The sequence below is a fragment of the Priestia sp. 179-F W1.4 NHS genome (assembly GCF_045369295.1).
Lineage (GTDB): Bacteria > Bacillota > Bacilli > Bacillales > Bacillaceae_H > Priestia > Priestia zanthoxyli.
In genome coordinates, this window is the sequence record NZ_JBIQFF010000003.1 from 213,080 (window position 1) to 230,391 (window position 17,312).

16 protein-coding genes are annotated in these 17,312 nt (G+C 38.3%); 12 read left to right on the top strand and 4 right to left on the bottom strand.

Annotation, left to right across the window (positions count from 1 at the left end):
- Positions 1-80 precede the first annotated feature (80 nt).
- The 6 genes from ACH0CI_RS16295 to ACH0CI_RS16320 all read left to right on the top strand — a co-directional run bounded on the left by ACH0CI_RS16295 (position 81) and on the right by ACH0CI_RS16320 (position 8,952).
- Positions 81-449, top strand: coding sequence for a hypothetical protein (locus ACH0CI_RS16295; protein WP_013056739.1), 369 nt, complete (start codon positions 81-83; stop codon positions 447-449).
- Between the two features lie 252 nt (positions 450-701).
- Positions 702-2,096 (top strand): L-cystine transporter, encoded by a 1,395-nt coding sequence (locus tag ACH0CI_RS16300; RefSeq protein WP_335708248.1) that lies wholly within the window; start codon positions 702-704, stop codon positions 2,094-2,096.
- A 175-nt stretch (positions 2,097-2,271) separates the two neighbouring features.
- On the top strand, positions 2,272-5,157 hold the full coding sequence (pulA, locus tag ACH0CI_RS16305; RefSeq protein WP_406902067.1) for a type I pullulanase: 2,886 nt from the start codon (positions 2,272-2,274) through the stop codon (positions 5,155-5,157).
- Positions 5,158-5,285: 128 nt separating this feature from the next.
- Positions 5,286-6,779, top strand: a complete 1,494-nt coding sequence (locus ACH0CI_RS16310) for an aldehyde dehydrogenase family protein (protein WP_013082880.1) — start codon at positions 5,286-5,288, stop codon at positions 6,777-6,779.
- A 107-nt stretch (positions 6,780-6,886) separates the two neighbouring features.
- Positions 6,887-8,173 (top strand): cytochrome P450, encoded by a 1,287-nt coding sequence (locus ACH0CI_RS16315; RefSeq protein WP_080963438.1) that lies wholly within the window; start codon positions 6,887-6,889, stop codon positions 8,171-8,173.
- A gap of 119 nt (positions 8,174-8,292) precedes the next feature.
- Positions 8,293-8,952, top strand: a complete 660-nt coding sequence (locus ACH0CI_RS16320; protein ID WP_028413611.1) for a serine/threonine-protein kinase — start codon at positions 8,293-8,295, stop codon at positions 8,950-8,952.
- Between the two features lie 13 nt (positions 8,953-8,965).
- Here ACH0CI_RS16320 and ACH0CI_RS16325 read toward each other — a convergent pair whose 3' ends face one another.
- Positions 8,966-9,244: a hypothetical protein gene (locus ACH0CI_RS16325; RefSeq protein ID WP_014460422.1), complete on the bottom strand. Its 279-nt coding sequence runs from the start codon at positions 9,242-9,244 to the stop codon at positions 8,966-8,968.
- Positions 9,245-9,384: 140 nt separating this feature from the next.
- On the opposite strand from ACH0CI_RS16325, the gene ACH0CI_RS16330 reads away from it, so the two are divergent.
- The 3 genes from ACH0CI_RS16330 to motB all read left to right on the top strand — a co-directional run bounded on the left by ACH0CI_RS16330 (position 9,385) and on the right by motB (position 11,278).
- The gene (locus ACH0CI_RS16330; protein WP_014460421.1) at positions 9,385-9,528 is read left to right on the top strand and encodes a hypothetical protein; all 144 of its coding nucleotides are present in this window, start codon (positions 9,385-9,387) and stop codon (positions 9,526-9,528) included.
- Between the two features lie 129 nt (positions 9,529-9,657).
- Positions 9,658-10,452, top strand: coding sequence for a flagellar motor stator protein MotA (gene motA, locus ACH0CI_RS16335; protein WP_033578789.1), 795 nt, complete (start codon positions 9,658-9,660; stop codon positions 10,450-10,452).
- Positions 10,445-11,278 carry a flagellar motor protein MotB gene (motB, locus tag ACH0CI_RS16340; protein ID WP_025752068.1) on the top strand — a complete coding sequence of 278 codons (834 nt, stop codon included), beginning with the start codon at positions 10,445-10,447 and terminating at the stop codon, positions 11,276-11,278. Before motA ends, motB begins: the two co-directional genes overlap by 8 nt.
- 35 nt (positions 11,279-11,313) lie before the next feature.
- Here the strand turns inward: motB and ACH0CI_RS16345 are convergent, their stop codons facing one another.
- The gene (locus tag ACH0CI_RS16345) at positions 11,314-11,646 is read right to left on the bottom strand and encodes a hypothetical protein (RefSeq protein ID WP_033578790.1); all 333 of its coding nucleotides are present in this window, start codon (positions 11,644-11,646) and stop codon (positions 11,314-11,316) included.
- Positions 11,647-11,845: 199 nt separating this feature from the next.
- Between ACH0CI_RS16345 and ACH0CI_RS16350 the strand changes: the two genes are divergently transcribed.
- Both ACH0CI_RS16350 and ACH0CI_RS16355 read left to right on the top strand, forming a co-directional pair.
- A complete protein-coding gene (locus ACH0CI_RS16350; RefSeq protein WP_176344157.1) occupies positions 11,846-12,799 on the top strand; it encodes an NAD(P)/FAD-dependent oxidoreductase in 954 nt (317 codons plus the stop codon).
- A gap of 19 nt (positions 12,800-12,818) precedes the next feature.
- Positions 12,819-13,514: a YqjF family protein gene (locus ACH0CI_RS16355; RefSeq protein WP_028413608.1), complete on the top strand. Its 696-nt coding sequence runs from the start codon at positions 12,819-12,821 to the stop codon at positions 13,512-13,514.
- Positions 13,515-13,517: 3 nt separating this feature from the next.
- Here the strand turns inward: ACH0CI_RS16355 and msrA are convergent, their stop codons facing one another.
- The gene (msrA, locus tag ACH0CI_RS16360; RefSeq protein WP_406901896.1) at positions 13,518-14,423 is read right to left on the bottom strand and encodes a peptide-methionine (S)-S-oxide reductase MsrA; all 906 of its coding nucleotides are present in this window, start codon (positions 14,421-14,423) and stop codon (positions 13,518-13,520) included.
- Positions 14,424-14,746: 323 nt separating this feature from the next.
- Between msrA and nhaC the strand changes: the two genes are divergently transcribed.
- A complete protein-coding gene (gene nhaC, locus ACH0CI_RS16365; protein WP_406901897.1) occupies positions 14,747-16,153 on the top strand; it encodes a Na+/H+ antiporter NhaC in 1,407 nt (468 codons plus the stop codon).
- A gap of 164 nt (positions 16,154-16,317) precedes the next feature.
- On the opposite strand, the gene ACH0CI_RS16370 is transcribed toward nhaC, so the two are convergent.
- On the bottom strand, positions 16,318-16,971 hold the full coding sequence (locus tag ACH0CI_RS16370; RefSeq protein WP_335706900.1) for a GntR family transcriptional regulator: 654 nt from the start codon (positions 16,969-16,971) through the stop codon (positions 16,318-16,320).
- Between the last annotated feature and the right edge of the window lie 341 nt (positions 16,972-17,312).

Genomic DNA, 17,312 nt, shown 5'->3' on the forward strand with positions numbered 1-17,312 from the left:
AAACGTCATCCATTTCTTATTGCTAAACGCAGCTGTACATGATGTAATAAAAGAAACGAACATGTCAGGAAGGTAGCAAAATGAGACGTGCAGATCAAAAAATTATATTACCGTATACACCGGAAAATTTAAGAATGCTATTGCTTCAAGTATGTGATGGAGAAAATCCGTTTTCCCATCAAGACCTTGCGTATTGGTGTGATAAATATACTCTCCATTATTATGAGTATGAAGCGGATGAAACGCAGTGGATGAATGATATGCAGCAGACAGATAATAGGCAAGATCTAGCTAAATCCTATGCCATTGCTAAAGATATTGGCTGGCAGTGGTACTTTTATATGGCTAGAGGAACGACGCTATCTGATATTCAATATGTCGAGCTTCACGAACTAGAATTACCCAGACATTTGTTTGTAAAATGGCTAAATGAATTATATGAAATGTAATCCTATATATGAATTGTAGTACATCCGGTCTGATGAAAGAAAGGCCATATCTGGTAACGGAGCAAAAGACCACTGAAGTACATACAAGCGTAAAATAGAAAGCTAAGGAAAATCCTTAGCTTTTTTATTTTGTCAAAATTATTCAAAAAAACTGTCTTTAGGAAAAAACATAAAACCTAGTTGACTTATTGGTATTGTTGTATTATAAGTAATAGAGACATAAATTATGGAAAAATTACAGGGGGAACATCTATGAATAACTTATTAGTCATTCTAAACATCCTTATTATGCTGGCACTGCTTGCGGGGCTGTTTATGATGCAGAAAAAACATGTATCATTTTCAAAGCGTGTGTTCACGGCGCTTGGCCTAGGGATTATTTTTGGCTTTGCTCTTCAGTGGGTGTATGGTCCGACTCATGAAGTAACGATAGCGACCGCCGATTGGTTTAGCATTGTAGGAAGCGGATATGTGAAGTTTCTTCAAATGATTGTCATGCCGCTTGTATTTGTATCGATTGTAGCGGCATTCACTCGTTTGAAATTGACGAGCAACATTGGAAAGATTAGTAGTTTAATTATTGGGATTTTGCTTGTCACAACAGCGATAGCAGCTGCAATTGGTATTTTTACAACAACGAGCTTTAATTTAGAATCTGTCCAAATCACAAAAGGGGAAGCGGAACTTCAGCGCGGAGAGGACTTGGAAAACAATTTATCTAGTTTAGAAGCAAAAACAATTCCGCAGCAAGTAGTAGAATTATTACCTGCTAACCCGTTTCTTGATTTAACAGGCGCACGATCAACTTCCACGATTGGCGTTGTCATCTTTTCCGCATTTGTTGGAATTGCGTATTTAGGCGTGAAGCGTAAAAAAGCTGAGGAAGCGGCGTTATTTTCAAAAATTATTGATACGCTTTATGCAATTGTCATGCGTGTAGTGACGCTAATTCTTCGTTTAACTCCTTATGGGGTACTTGCAATTATGACCAAAACAGTAGCAACGAGTGATATTGATGCAATTGTTAAACTTGGAAAATTTGTTGTAGCATCATATGTCGCATTGGCAGCTATGTTTATCGTTCACTTAGTTATTCTAACAATCATCGGTGTAAATCCGGTCACATATGTTAAGAAAGTATTTCCTGTATTGGCGTTTGCCTTTACTTCTCGTACGAGTGCTGGAGCATTGCCTTTGAATGTTAACACACAAACAAGACAGTTAGGGGTTCCAGAAGGAATTGCGAATTTTGCAGGTTCATTTGGTCTTACAATCGGTCAAAACGGATGCGCTGGAATATATCCAGCTATGTTAGCCGTTATGATTGCACCAACGGTAGGTATTGATCCTTTAACGCCTTCATTTATTTTCACGTTGATTGCCATTGTAGCCATTAGTTCGTTTGGCGTAGCAGGGGTTGGCGGAGGAGCGACATTTGCGGCTTTACTTGTATTATCTTCTATGAATTTGCCCGTAGCGCTAGCAGGCTTATTAATTTCAGTAGAACCACTGATTGATATGGGACGTACGGCACTTAATGTAAGTGGAAGCATGACAGCCGGAGTCGTAACTAGTAAACTAACAAAAGAGTTAGATACAAACGTATACAACGATCAAACCATCTCACCTGAAACAGCAGAAGTGTAAAAGAGATACGGTATCCATAGTTAACATTGTTAACTATGGATTTTTTTTCTTTATCCGCATAAAATAGGAAAAAATACTTATGATAACGCTTTCAAAAAAGGTTATAGTGAAAAATGTGTACGTACTTTATTTTACGGGAGGGTTTTAATTGAAACGTAGTTGGACTAAATATGCAATGGTACTGACGGCTTTACTCTTACTAGTAAGCTCTTTTTTTAGCCCGTTTATGCAATCGTTTGCATCTGCAGCGGATACCACAAAACTCACGATTCACTATCAGCCTGCTTCAAACGATACAAAAGAATGGGGATTATGGGTTTTTCCTGAAGGAGGAGAAGGGAAGCCTTACGCATTTACAGGGGAAGATCAATTTGGAAAAGTAGCGGAAGTTGAACTACCCGGTACTTATGACAAAGTAGGTTTTATTGTACGAACAGAGTCGTGGGAAAAAGATGGAGGAGACCGCTTCGTTTCAGTGGAGAACGGTGAAGGAGAAGTATGGGTAAAAAGTGGAGATGAACATACATATACGTCTCCTCCTGACGGTGAATATCGAGATTTACCGAAATTTGATAAAGTAAACGTTACCTTAAACTATCATCGGTACGATGGAGATTATAGCGGGTGGAACATTTGGACATGGCCAGGTGATGAAAAAGAAGGCAAGCAAATCGAATTTACGGAAGACACGAATTTTGGGAAGAAAGCAACTTACACAATTAACGGTGGAAGTGGTAATTTATTTGACAAAATTGGTTTTATTGTACGCCATTCTACTAGTGACAGCGATTGGGAAAATAAAGACGGAGGAAACCGCTTTATTACCAAGGTTGGTAAAGATGGGAATGTAGAAGTATGGATTGTTCAAGGGCAAAATCGAATTTATTACGATAGAGCTGGAGTAGATCTCACTCGGAAAATCATGAAGGCGACGATGGATACATTTAATCAAATCACCTTAGAAACAAACGTGCCGTTTGACTCTTCTAAGAGTTTAGGAGACATTGAAATTGACGGAGCTCAAATTGAGAAAGTGACACCTTATAAAGAGGGAGGAGACGCTGTTACTACTAAAATTAAAATCATAACAAAACGGCCTTTGGACGTTACACAAACGTATAGAGTTAAGCAAAAAGGATACGGATCAGCTGATGTAGTCAATGGAAATGTCGTGCGTACGAAAGAATTTGACGAAAAGTATGCATATAGCGGAAACGATTTAGGAAACACATATTCTAAGAAACAAACAAATTTTCGCGTATGGGCTCCAACTGCAAGCGAAGCCAAGCTAGTGACTTATTCGTCATGGAACTTGAAAGCTTTAAAAGAAATTTCTATGACTAAAAGTGAAAAAGGAACGTGGAAAGCGGAGTTAAAAGGAAATCAAGATGAACTAATTTATACGTACAAAGTAAAAATTGGGAACGTCTGGAATGAAGCGGTTGATCCATATGTACGAGCAACAACGGTCAATGGAGATCGCGGAGTCGTCGTAGATTTGGCTAAAACAAATCCGAAAAAGTGGAGTACAAATAAGCCGAAATTTAAAAATCCAGAAGATGCCATTATCTATGAACTGCACGTACGAGATTTATCGTCTCAAAAAGAGAGCGGTATCAAAAACAAAGGAAAATATTTAGGCGTAGCGGAGTGGAATACGAAAGGACCAAATGGAGTAAAAACAGGACTCAGTCATATTAAAGATTTAGGTGTAACGCACGTCCAGTTCCTGCCTATTTACGATTATCGTACGGTGGATGAAACGAAATTAAACGAGCCGCAGTTTAACTGGGGATATGATCCGAAAAATTATAACGTCCCAGAAGGCTCCTATTCAACAAACCCATATAATCCTAAGACTAGAATTATTGAGCTCAAACAAATGATTCAAACGCTTCATGACAAGCAGCTTCGCATGGTAATGGACGTTGTTTATAATCACGTGTATGCAGTGAGTGAGCATAGTTTTGATAAACTAGTTCCAGGCTACTACTTCCGTTATAAAGAAGATGGAACTCTATCCAACGGAACAGGTGTTGGAAACGACACGGCGTCTGAACGGAAAATGGTTCGGAAGTTTATCGTAGATTCTGTTGCGTATTGGGCAAAAGAGTACCACATTGACGGGTTTCGGTTTGATTTAATGGGGATTCACGATACAAAGACAATGAATGAAGTGAGAAAGAAGTTAGATGAACTTGATCCTTCCATTATCGTCTTAGGAGAGGGCTGGGATCTAGGAACCGAGCTTGACGCTAAGCTCAAAGCTAACCAGAAAAACGCTCAGGATATGAAGCGCATCGCTCACTTTAATGACGGTATGCGGGATGGTCTTAAAGGCAGCGTATTTTTTGATCATGACAACGGATTTGTGAATGGAAAGCAAGGACAAGAAAAGCTCATACAGCAAAGTATAGCAGCTGGAATTGATTATGATCGTTCAACTGCCACGTATGAAGATCCAGATCAAGTTGTTACGTATGTAGAAGCGCACGATAACCATACGTTATGGGATAAGCTTCAGCTGACGAACCCTGCTGACACCGAGCAAACGAAAAAGCAAATGCACAAGCTTGCTTCTTCTATTATTTTAACATCTCAAGGAATGAACTTTATACATGCAGGTCAAGAGTTTATGAGAACAAAAGGCGGAGACCATAACAGCTATCAGTCACCCGATTCTGTCAATCAGCTAGATTGGAAGCGCCGAGCAGCTTTCAGACAAGAAGTAAATTACATGAAGGGACTTATTGCGCTTCGAAAGCAATATTCGTCATTTAGAATGACGAGTGCACAGGCTATTCATCAAAATTTACGCTTTGTTGATGCACCAGCAAACGTAGTAGGTTATACGTTAAATGCTAAAGCTAATAAAGATAAAGCAAACGAAATAATGGTGATTCATAATGCAAATAAACAAGCTCAAACGGTTCATTTGCCTTCTAACAGAACGTGGAGATTACTTGTTGACGGCGAGCGGTCCGGAACAAAAACGCTCCGTACGGTGAAAGGAAATACAATAAACGTTTCGCCTCTTTCGACATTTGTACTAGTAAGATAAGTTTTAGATAGCTAGAATGCATGTAGAAAAATTCAGAATATTGTATGCAAAATTGTTGATTTTACTAGATAACATGGTAAAATATTCATTGTTAGCGTTTTCAAAATTCGTGGGGAGGTATGTATTTGATGCAAAATCTTGGAGCGAAAAAAGTTGAAATGAGTCCGAAAGTAGTGGAGTTTTTAAAAGGAGTTAAACAGCTATACATTAATGGCGAATGGGTAGACTCTGTTTCAGGAAAAACGTTTGAAACAGTAAATCCAGCAACGGGTGAAAAGTTGGCAGATGTAGCTGAAGCAAATCCAGAGGATATTGATCGCGCCGTCAGAGCGGCTAGAGAAGCCTTTGATCATGGACCTTGGACAAAGATGTCAGCAGCTGAAAGAAGTCGACTTATTTATAAATTAGCTGATTTAATGGAAACACATCAATTGGAACTTGCGCAGCTTGAAACGCTTGATAACGGAAAACCAATTCGTGAAACATCAAATGCAGACATTCCATTAGCCATCGAACATTTCCGCTACTTTGCAGGGTGGTCAACTAAAATGGTTGGACAAACTATTCCTGTGCAAGGAGCGTATTTTAACTATACGAGATATGAACCAGTAGGAGTTGTTGGCCAAATTATTCCGTGGAACTTCCCGCTTTTAATGGCCGCTTGGAAGCTCGGAGCCGCTTTGGCAACTGGATGTACAATTGTGCTCAAGCCAGCCGAGCAAACGCCTCTTTCTGCACTTTACTTAGCTCGACTAGCCGATGAAGCAGGATTCCCAAAAGGCGTGCTAAACATTGTGCCAGGCTACGGGAAAACAGCAGGTGAACCGCTCGTTCATCATGATCTTGTCGATAAAATTGCTTTTACAGGATCTACTGCTGTCGGAAAAGCAATTATGAAACAAGCTAGCGACTCTTTAAAGCGTGTGACGTTAGAGCTTGGAGGAAAATCACCAAACATTATCCTCCCGGATGCAGACTTAACAAAAGCTGTTCCTGGTGCGCTTTCAGGTATTATGTTTAACCAGGGACAAGTATGTTGTGCTGGAAGTCGTCTGTATGTCCAAAAAAGCTTATATGATAATGTCGTAGCTGATTTAGTTTCTCAAACGAAATCTATTAAACAAGGAAATGGATTAGCTGATGAGACAACAATGGGTCCGCTTGTATCTGCGCAGCAGCAAAAACGAGTGAAAACCTATATTGATAAAGGAATTGAAGAAGGAGCGGAAGTACTCGCAGGAGGAAACATACCGTTTGATCAAGGCTATTTCGTAGAACCAACTATCTTTGCAGATGTCGATCATTCGATGACGATTGCTCGTGAAGAAATCTTTGGTCCGGTTGTAGCTGCTATGCCGTTTGACGATCTTGATGATTTGATTGCCAAAGCAAATGATACAGCATATGGTCTAGCAGCAGGCGTCTGGACACAGGATTTAAAGAAAGCACACTATATTGCTCATGGTATTAAAGCGGGTACAGTTTGGGTGAACTGTTACAACGTATTTGATGCAGCAAGCCCGTTTGGAGGTTATAAGCAGTCGGGAATTGGTCGTGAAATGGGAAGCTATGCGCTTGATAATTACACTGAAGTGAAAAGCGTATGGATCAATATGGAATAATAAGTAAGATTTTTTGTGAAAATCAATAGCATATCTTTGTGTGAAAAAGAGTAGTCTTTAGTGGACTACTCTTTTATTCGTTTAAGTCCCGCATTTTTAGAAAAGGAGTGATAACATTGCCGGTTATACAGGGCCCCTCGTCGTATAAGCTTACCGGTCACCTGCAAAAGTTTAGAGAGAACCCATTGGGTTTTTTGGAAAACTTGACTCAGTATGGAGAAATTGCAACATTTAGAGTTGCGCACAAACGCTTTTATGTAACGAGAGACCCTCAACTTATTAAAGATGTAGTCATTACAAACAGCAAGGCGTTTCAAAAAATTAAACTAACGCATATGTTTAAAACGCTGCTGGGTGAAGAAATGTTATGGACAGATGAAGCATTATACATGAGCCCCATTCAACCCTCACAACTTAAACAACATCTAACTTATAATAAGGAAGCAATCGCAAAAATAATTGAAAAGCATACGGAAACGTGGGAAGAAGGGCAGCTTCGAACGATAGTAAAAGACATAAGACAGATAGTCGTAGCTGTACTCCTTCAACTTGTATTTGGCATTTCGATTGAGGATAAAGACAAAATTCACTATGTTCAAGCGCTTATGAGAAAAAAAGAAAAGTTAGGAAAAATTTATATTCGTCTACCCTTGCACCAGCCTGACTCAGATGAGCAGCTAGAACAACTCCTTTTTGAACGCGTTCAAATGCGTGTTCAAAACAAAACCGAAGGAAATGACTTACTGCAGTGTGTATTAAATTCTCACGGGGAAGACATCGATGAAAGAGAAATATACGAACAGCTAAATTCTATATTCCTTTCGATGTATGAAATGATTACGCACGTATGCAGCTGGTCTATTCATTTACTGTCTCAAAATATTAGGGAGCACCTTCAGCTGCATAAAGAAATTCAAGCCTATGCTAGCGGTGAATCACTTTCAACCAAAAATTTGACCTATATGCGCAAAATAATTGCTGAAAGCATGAGGCTGTATCCGCCTCTTTGGCTATTTGGGCGTCAAGCACGTGAAGATATACAAATAGATGGTTACAGCATTAAAAAAGGGGAGATTATGTTAATTAGCCCTTATATGATGCATCGCCATGAAGATTACTTTTTAGAGCCCAGTGAATTTTTACCTGACCGTTTTGAAAAAGGAGGGTCCATTGATGTCCCAAGCTATATGTATATGCCGCTTGGGATTGAGCATCAAGCGGAAAGAGGCATGGACTATATCACTGAAATAGTAACTATTTTTCTGTCAGAAATGACAAAGCGCTTTTTATTTCAACTGACTAAGCCCGAGCCTATTGCTCCGATGGCGGGCGTTATGCTGAATATGAAAGAAGAACTGGATGTGAATGTTCACAAAGTTCACACGCAGTCTTGAATGAACGGGAATCCTTTCCCTCTTTATATCAGGCTGTCAATTTATTGACACATCCTGCATTGAGATTTATCATAGGATAATATTTGATAGAGATTACTGAAGGATTTTTAGAGGGGACTATGGATAAAACAATTAAACAGTTAGTGTCGCTAGTTGAAACATCATTACTAACGCAAGTTAAGATTCAAAGTGAAAGTGACTATGATCCAGTTGAAGTTACGAACAAAACAAAAGAGTGGGTACTTATTGGTAAAGGAAACTATGCCGGTGTGTTTACGCACGAGAATTATCCTGAATTTGTCGTAAAAGTATACGGAAGAGACGTTTATGGTGTAAAAAAAGAAGCGCAAGTGTATAGAAAGCTGGGCGTTCACCCAGCTTATTCTCAACTTTTTCATGAGGGAAAGACGTACTTGATTTTAAAAAGACTTACAGGTGTTACTTTGTATGATGCTGTACAGCGGGGAATAAAGATTCCAGAACAAGTCATAAAAGATGTGAACAAAGCTTTGGACTATGCAAGAAGCCAGGGGTTAAACCCGTATGATGTGCATGGCAAAAATGTCATGATGAAAGATGGAAGAGGATATGTGGTGGATATTTCTGACTTTTATAAGGAGGGTATTGATAAAAAATGGACAGACCTTGTAAAAGCTTATTACACCTTTTATCCGTTTATTGATAAATACCATATCCGCTTGCCGTATCCGCTTTTAAACGTTATCAGAAAAGCATATCGTCTATATCGTAGAATCAAATCAAAAAGGAGTTTCCGCTAAAGGGAACTCCTTTTTAAGATGAAATACAGCGCAGTACGTGCTGCTGTTCAAAAGTTGGTTTTAATTTGAATAGAATGGTTTGTAGTATTTCAGATTGATAGACAAATTTTAGCGTATGTTTAAGGGAAAGAGGATGTAAGAAAGAACGTATTCTTTTTTCAGCATAACGTATCACCTGTTCTTCATAAAATAAAGTACGTGCGGAGATTTTAGCGTGAATATCTTTTGTTAGTTCGATTGTAAACTGGATAATCATTAAATCAGTGTCTTTACAGTATTTTTCTAGTAGCATAATATCACCTCCATTTTGTCAACTTATTTACATAATCTTAATATAAAATTTACAAATGTCAATAAAACACGGAAAAATAAATGGTAAGACTGCTCTTTTTATATGTTGAATAAACAACAACGTTACAGAGGTGAGTAAAGTTGAATATTAACGTCGGGTTTGCAATTTTAGCTGATATTGATAATAAGATGACGGCTGCTATTTATGTGGAAAATCAAATTGTAGCGATTATAGCTGGACCTTCAGATATTCTGTATGAAAAGTTGAAAAAAGTGTTTTTATAATAGAGAAAAGATGTAATTGTAAATATGATTCATAAAAAGCTTAAAAATTCTATGAAATAGTCGAAATAAAAGATGAGGATAAAATACACAAAAAGAAAGAACAGGAAGTTAAGGATAGGAGAATTACATATGGATAAAACATCTTTTATTGGACTGATTTTAGGAATAGCCTCTCTTATTGTAGGCATGTTTTTCAAAGGGGTTAATCCATCTGTGTTAGGAAATCCGGCTGCTATTTTAATTATTATTGTCGGAACCGTCGGAGCAGTAGTGATTGCATTTCCTTCAAATGAAATCAAAAGAGTCCCAAAACTGTTTGGTGTCCTGTTTAAAGAACAAAAAATGCTGCAGCCCGTTGATTTAGTATCCATGTTTTCAGAATGGGGACAAGTTGTTCGAAAAGAAGGGTTACTATCACTTGAAGCCCAAATTATTGATGTAGATGACCCTTTCTTAAAAAATGGTTTGAATTTAGCTATTGATGGTCAAAGTGCGGATTATATACGAGACGTGTTGTCTGAAGAAATTGATGCTATGGAAGAGAGACATCAAACGGGTGCAAGTATTTTCGCTTTAGCAGGTACATATGCTCCAACTCTGGGTGTACTTGGAGCTGTTATAGGGTTAATTGCTGCGCTTGGGAACATGGAAGATACGGATACGCTAGGACATGCGATCAGCGCGGCGTTTGTTGCTACGCTTCTTGGTATTTTTACTGGGTATGTACTATGGCATCCGTTTGCAAATAAACTGAAGCGTAAATCGAAACATGAAGTAAAGGTAAAGTATATGATGATCGAAGGAGTGCTTTCACTTCTAGAAGGAGAAACACCGAAAGTAATTGAGCAAAAGCTGGCTTCCTATTTGCCAACAGCGGAACGTAAAAAGCTTCTTCAAGAAAGCGAAGTGGGCACAAATGAGTAGACGCAGAAAACGAAAGCATGAAGAGGACCATGTTGACGAAAGCTGGCTGCTTCCTTACTCAGATTTGCTTACACTTTTACTTGCTTTATTCATTGTATTGTTTGCAATGAGCTCAGTGGATGCGCAAAAATTTAAGAACCTTTCCCGCGCATTTAATGAAGCGTTCGTTGGAGGAACGGGCGTGATGGAATTTCAATCTCTGCAGGAATCTGAAGAAGCGGTTCAGCCTTCAAATACTCCTGCAGCTAAAAGTACGGAAAAAACAAATGAAGTAGAGACAGCTCCCAATCAGTCTCCTGCTTCTTCACAATCGTTAACGAGCGAACAAAAGGAGCAAACCATTCGAGAAGCTGATCAAGAAGAGCTTCAGCAAATTCAATCTAAAATTAATGCGTATATTCAAAAGAAAAACTTAACAAATCAATTACAGACTTCGCTAACCGAGGAAGGTCTCTTAATTTCCATTCGAGACAATGTATTGTTTGATTCGGGAAGAGCACAAGTGCGGAGTGAAGATACAAAAATCGCAAATGATATTTCAGAGCTTTTGGTGATTGATCCTCCTCGTAATATTATTATTAGCGGCCACACCGATAACGTACCTATTCGCAACGCTGGTTTTGAATCCAACTGGGAGTTAAGCGTGATGAGAGCAGTTAACTTTATGAAAGTTATCTTAAAAAACGATAAGCTTAATCCAAGCATGTTCAGTGCAAAAGGATTTGGAGAGTTCAAACCGGTGACATCTAACAATACAGCAGAGGGGCAAGCGAAAAATAGAAGGGTTGAAATATTGATTACTCCTCGTACAATTAAACAGCCGTAAAAGCAGTCCTGCTTTTACGGCTGTTTTTCTATGTGTTATAAAGCTAAGAGTCTTCTCTTTTCAAAGTTTCCTCGTACTAACTTGAGGTCCATTCCATCTAAAATCAAATCAATGAGAGCGCCTTTAAAGACATCTGCTGTTTTTTTCTTATCATTGGACTGCAAATATTGCACGCGATACCACTTGCCTTCAACTTGAAAGTACATAAAACGTCCGTGCGTAAAGTCAATCCAAAACTTGGTAGGTTGTCCATTGAGATTTTTATAAACATATCCCCAGCTTCGTCCTTGGTGAGCGTCCTTCATTTTAGGGCGAGCTGTATTAAATACTTCGTAATATACTTTGTGCTTAATATCATAGAGCATCATGTGACAGTCCTCCTATTTATAGACGTGCTAGCAGGTAAAGATATATTTGTATACGACAAGTATACTCAGATGAAAGGAATCGTAGACTATTTTTTTGAGACAAGCAGGAGCAAAGGTAAATGAAAAAGACAGTTTAAATTAGCTCAATCATTCCGCTTTTTTTATACTGTAAATAAATGCGTTAAATAAGGAGGAAAAAATGAGACGAGTAGGCATAGTAGGTGCTGGAATGACGGGCCTTACAGCAGCGGCTGAATTGCAAAAAGAGGGAATAGAGGTCTTTCTTCTTGATAAGGGCAAAAGTGTAGGGGGACGAATGGCTACCCGACGAGTAGGGGATGGAAAAGCAGATCACGGAGCTCAATTTTTTACAGTGAGATCCGATGAATTTCAACAAGACGTAAATAAATGGATAGGTGATAGAAAGGTTAAGAAGTGGTTTGGTGACCATCACCCTCGGTATCAAAGTCCGAATGGCATGAATGCGCTAGCTAAATATTTAGCTGAAGATCTACGCGTATATGTAAATCGAAAAGTTCAAGCCATTGATTTTCAAAACGGAAGGTATCAGTTATATACAGAAGAAAATGAGATTTTTGAAGCTACTGATATCATTCTTACACCGCCGTCTCCTCAGGTTATTGAGATGCTTAATAACAGCAGGTTACAGGTGGACCAATCTATTCTTAAAACACTGAAATTCAGTCCTTGCTTGGTTGCTATCGTGGAGCTTTACACAGAGACGCTGTTTGGTGATCATGGTCAACTCACGAATCCATCTGGCACAATCCAAAGAATCATTAATCATGAGCAAAAAGGAATATCAAAGACGCCCGTTCTTAGCATATATATGAATAAAGACTGGTCAGAAAAACATGTTGATGAACATGAACGTGAGTTGCTGCCGATGATAAAAAATGAAATAAAAGAATGGATAGGTGCAAATCATATTAAAAGCATCCAGATAAAGAAATGGCGCTATGCAGAGGTTGAACAAGTTCTTCATCAGCCCTTTGCTAAAATTATGCCGTCGCTACTGGTGGCAGGAGATGCTTTTTTAAGAAGGGAAGACGAGACGAATCACTCACGGTTAGAGAGCGCATATTTGTCAGGCAAATCGGCAGCCGCTGAATTAATGGAAAAGAACATCTAGAAAAAGGAGGGACCAAGAAGTGAAAAATAATTGGATAATGAAACAAACGTGGAAAGATTTACTGTTTATTCATTGGCCTGTAGATCCGGCATTTTTGGCTTCTTTATTGCCGAGTCAGTTAGAGCCTGACACCTATAATGGTCAAGCGTGGATTGCGCTTGTGCCTTTTACGATGACAGACATTCGATTCAAAGGAACGCCCGCCGTGCCCATCTTTTCACGGCTATATGAGCTAAATGTGCGTACCTATGTTACATATAAAGGGGAAAAAGGCGTTTATTTTTTTAGTTTAGACGCAAGCAATCCACTAGGAGTATGGATTGCTCGTCAGTTTTTTCACTTGCCTTATTACCACGCTGCTATGACATTCAACAAAACTCAGAACTATATTTCTTTTCAGTCAGTTCGAACGCACAGAGACTCAAAAAAAGAGCGAGTAAAGCTTACATATAGAGGTACTTCTCCGTCCTATCGCAGTAGAAAAGGAGAATTAGCTCATTGGCTTACAGAGCGCTATTGCTTATTTACCACTCATCAAGGAAATGTCTACAGAGGAGACCTTTATCATGATCCTTGGGAGCTGCAAAAAGGAGAGTGTGAAATAAGAGATGATTCTATCACTCAGCCTTTTTTGCGTCCGGCGGACTATCATAATTTAACTGTACACTATGCAAAGAAAGTAACTGCTTATTTTTACCCGTTTAAGAAAGTATAGGCATCAAAACAAAATTAAAAAATCTTCATAACCTTCTTCTTTAAGCTTCTCTTTTGGAATAAAGCGAAGAGCCGCAGAATTTACTTGATAGTATTCGCTGTTTTCTTCTGTTAAAAGTAAACCAAGATAGTTATCTCCTTCTTTGCTTTTTAGCGCTGTTGAATGCTGAGCCGGCACTTTTTTTATGTTTCCGTATAAGATAGGACGCTTAAAAATGGGCCAGCCTGTATGAGAAGGAAGCTGATCTGACGTTTTGAACAGTGCTTCTCCAGTTAGAAGGTCAACGTAAATTCCTTTTTTTTTGTTATTCCAATATAAATTTGTAAAAGGGGGTTCGGTTCCGTTTTCCTGCGTAACAAAATATTGCATAGGCGTTAGGAACTTTTTAAGGTAAGAGCGGTCCTTGGGCCAATGCTGCGTCAGAAAATCAGTTCGCCCCGAGCCTTCTTTGTATAATTTATAGTGAAATGCATTTTTTCGATAATAATCCTGCTGCTGTTCTTCTGCTTCGTAAAAAGAAGAAAAAGGTAAAATAGGTGTGACGATAGGGTTCTTAAAACGTCCGCTTTGGGCGAGCTTTCTTTTAGAATCGAGAGCCACTTCTTTTTGCTTTTCGTTATGATAAAAAATAATGGCTCGATACGATGGTCCGCGGTCTGAAAACTGTCTGGCGGAATCCGTAGGGTCAATTTGCTGCCAATACAGGTTAAGCAGCTCTTCAAACGTAATTTGAGAAGGATCCCATACAATTTGCACGGCCTCTACGTACTCGCTTTCCTGTTTAGCTTCAGAAGCGATTTGTTCATCTCTAGCGTAGCCCGAGCGGATACTAATGATGCCTGTAAGCTGATCAAAAGGAGCGACCATGCACCAAAAGCATCCTCCTGCAAACGTTGCATATTCTTTCATGTTACTTTCCTCTTTTCGTTGAATAAAATAAATGAAAATATATTTATATATTAAAATGTATAAACAAACAGAAAGCGCTTTATAACGAGTCTTGTAAGAAAGCACACTCTTATGGTATTATGACCACTGGATAAAAGAAAGATGGCTTATTGTTTACGCGAGTATCCTTATTTTATGTTCTTAAAAAGATGCAGTTTATTGTTTAAGTACTCATAGAAATACATACGTTGGAGCAGTAAGAGGAACAATTAAAAAATAAGGACGTTTTGCTCTTAAACGATACCACATTCCAGAATCTACATACCAGTTTAGGAGGAGCTAGTTTGAACACAACCCGTTTACCATCTATGTGGGAAATAATGATTGTGCTTGCTTTATTTTTAGCTGTTGTTATTTCGTTTGCAACTGTTTTTGATTTACCTATTCAGCTCGCTTTATTTATTTCATGGTTTATTGTTATGGCGCTAGGAGTACGACTTGGGTATATGTATAATCAGCTGCAAGGGGCCATTACAAGAGGAATATCAAACGGCTTAGAAGCTATTTTAATTTTATTAGCCGTCGGTACGTTAATTGGAACATGGATTGCCGGAGGAGTTGTTCCTTCTCTTATTTATTTTGGATTAGAGTTTATTAATCCAACATTCTTTTTACTTGCTACACTGATCATTTGCTCTATTACCTCGATTTCAACAGGAACATCTTGGGGAACGGTTGGTACAGCCGGAATCGCGATGATGGGAATCGGACAAGGCTTAGGTATGCCGCTTCCTTTAGTAGCTGGAGCCGTGATTTCAGGAGCTTATTTTGGAGACAAGCTTTCTCCTCTTTCTGATAGTACCATTTTATCTGCGTCAATGGCCCGAGTGAACGTTATCGATCACGTAAAAGCAATGTTAGTATTGGATATTCCTGCTTATCTCATTACGGCAGTATTATTTACGGTAACAGGGTTTATGTATGGGGGAAAAGATTTTGATGCTGGACGGGTAGAAGAATTAAAATCTTCGCTGTTGGATACATTTCACATCAGCGGGTGGATGCTGATTCCGGCTTTGGCTGTCATTGTCCTTTTAGCATTAAAGAAACCTTCTCTTCCAGCAATTGCGGTTGGTTCATTATTAGGAATTATATGGGCAGTTGTCTTTCAACATATGGATGTGGCGAGCGCATTTAATACGGCTTATGAAGGATTTAAAATTAATACCGACAACACATTTTTAAGTGAGCTATTAAATCGTGGCGGAATTTTAAGCATGGTCGGTTCTATTATTGTCATTATTTTTGGACTAGGATTTGGCGGGTTATTAGATGAGCTCGGCGTCTTAGAAGTCCTGCTATCTAAATTTGAAAAAATTCTTGTCAATTCAGGAAACGTTACGGCTTCTACTATTTTCGTTGGATTATTAGGAAATATATTTGGTTGTGCGATGTATGTTTCATTAATTTTAACACCGAAAATTATGGAGAAAAGTTACGATAAGTTAAGAATACAGCGTCTAGTGCTTGCCCGTAACTCAGAAGTAGGGGGAACCTTAACTTCTGGAATGGTTCCGTGGACGGATAACGGTGTATTTCTAGCTACAACGCTTGGGATTTCTACATTCGCTTATCTGCCGTTTATGTGGCTCAGTTTTGTCTCTATTATTTTGGCGATTGTTTACGGATATACAGGGAAATTCATTTGGTACGTAAAAGAAGAAAAACAGCGTTCTGCTATAGCAAAATAAAAGAGTTTTAGTTGAAGAAAAATCCGAACGATGAATTGAGATTCTTAATGAAGAATCAACTTCGTTCGGATTTTTTCACTGGTATGATAAACGTAGGTTTCATGTATTTCGTTTCTTCTAGCTGTTGATCGAATTGATTTAGTCATGTCTCGAGTTCTTTTTGATCAAATCATTTCTGGGTATTCGATTTTCCAGTGAACATTTTGAAGGTAAAGCTGAACATCCGCCTTTTTTTTCTGCTGCAGAAGTTTTAGAATATGGCGGTGATGTTCATTCATTACGCGTAAAATGGCGTATAGCTCTTTTTTGTCATCGCTAAAGTACGTTTGTCTGATGAATCCATCTTGTAAAGACATAAGCTGTTCTTTTAAGGTCACATTATCGCATCGGTTCAAATATACTCGATGAAAATACGTTTGATATTTTTGATAATCCTGATAATTTTCTGATTCAATCGAAACATCGATTTTTTTAATAAGCTCATCCATCTTCGTAAAATCTTCTTCAGTTAAGTGATCAATCGACAAGGCAGCTGCCAGACCATCTAAAGCACCGACGATTTCAAACACTTCTAGTTTTTTGTGTGTATCAATTTCCTTTACAGTAAACCCTCTGCGCGGTCTGTATTCTAATAGGTTGTCTGAAGCTAATTTAATAAGCGCTTCTCTTACAGGCGTTCGGCTGACATTCAGCTGAGAACAAATACTGGCTTCATTTATTTTGTCGTTAGGCAGCAGTTTACCTTCTTGAATTTGACTTGCTATGTAGTTATATACATGATCTTTTAATGAATGATAAATCATAGGCCCCTTGTTCATTGTTTCCCCCTAAAATAAATATCGCATCAGCCGTTCTTTCTCTTCATGTCATGGTGATGAAAGAGTATAAAAATAGCAAGAAAGAACGTACAGGTGTAAAAATAATCATATCATATCACTTCATTTAATCTTAGTTAGAATATAAAAAAATAGAATTATTGAAATATTTTTTACTATTCATTGTTGTAAAAAATCTGAAAAATGATATAATCGTAAAAAGATTTAAGAAGTGTATATTGTATACAATATACAAAATTCGTACATATCGAAGAAATAGAGCCTATTCCTGAAGAGAAGAGACTATAGAGAATATGTAAAAAAACCAAGTTTTTGGATAGGTT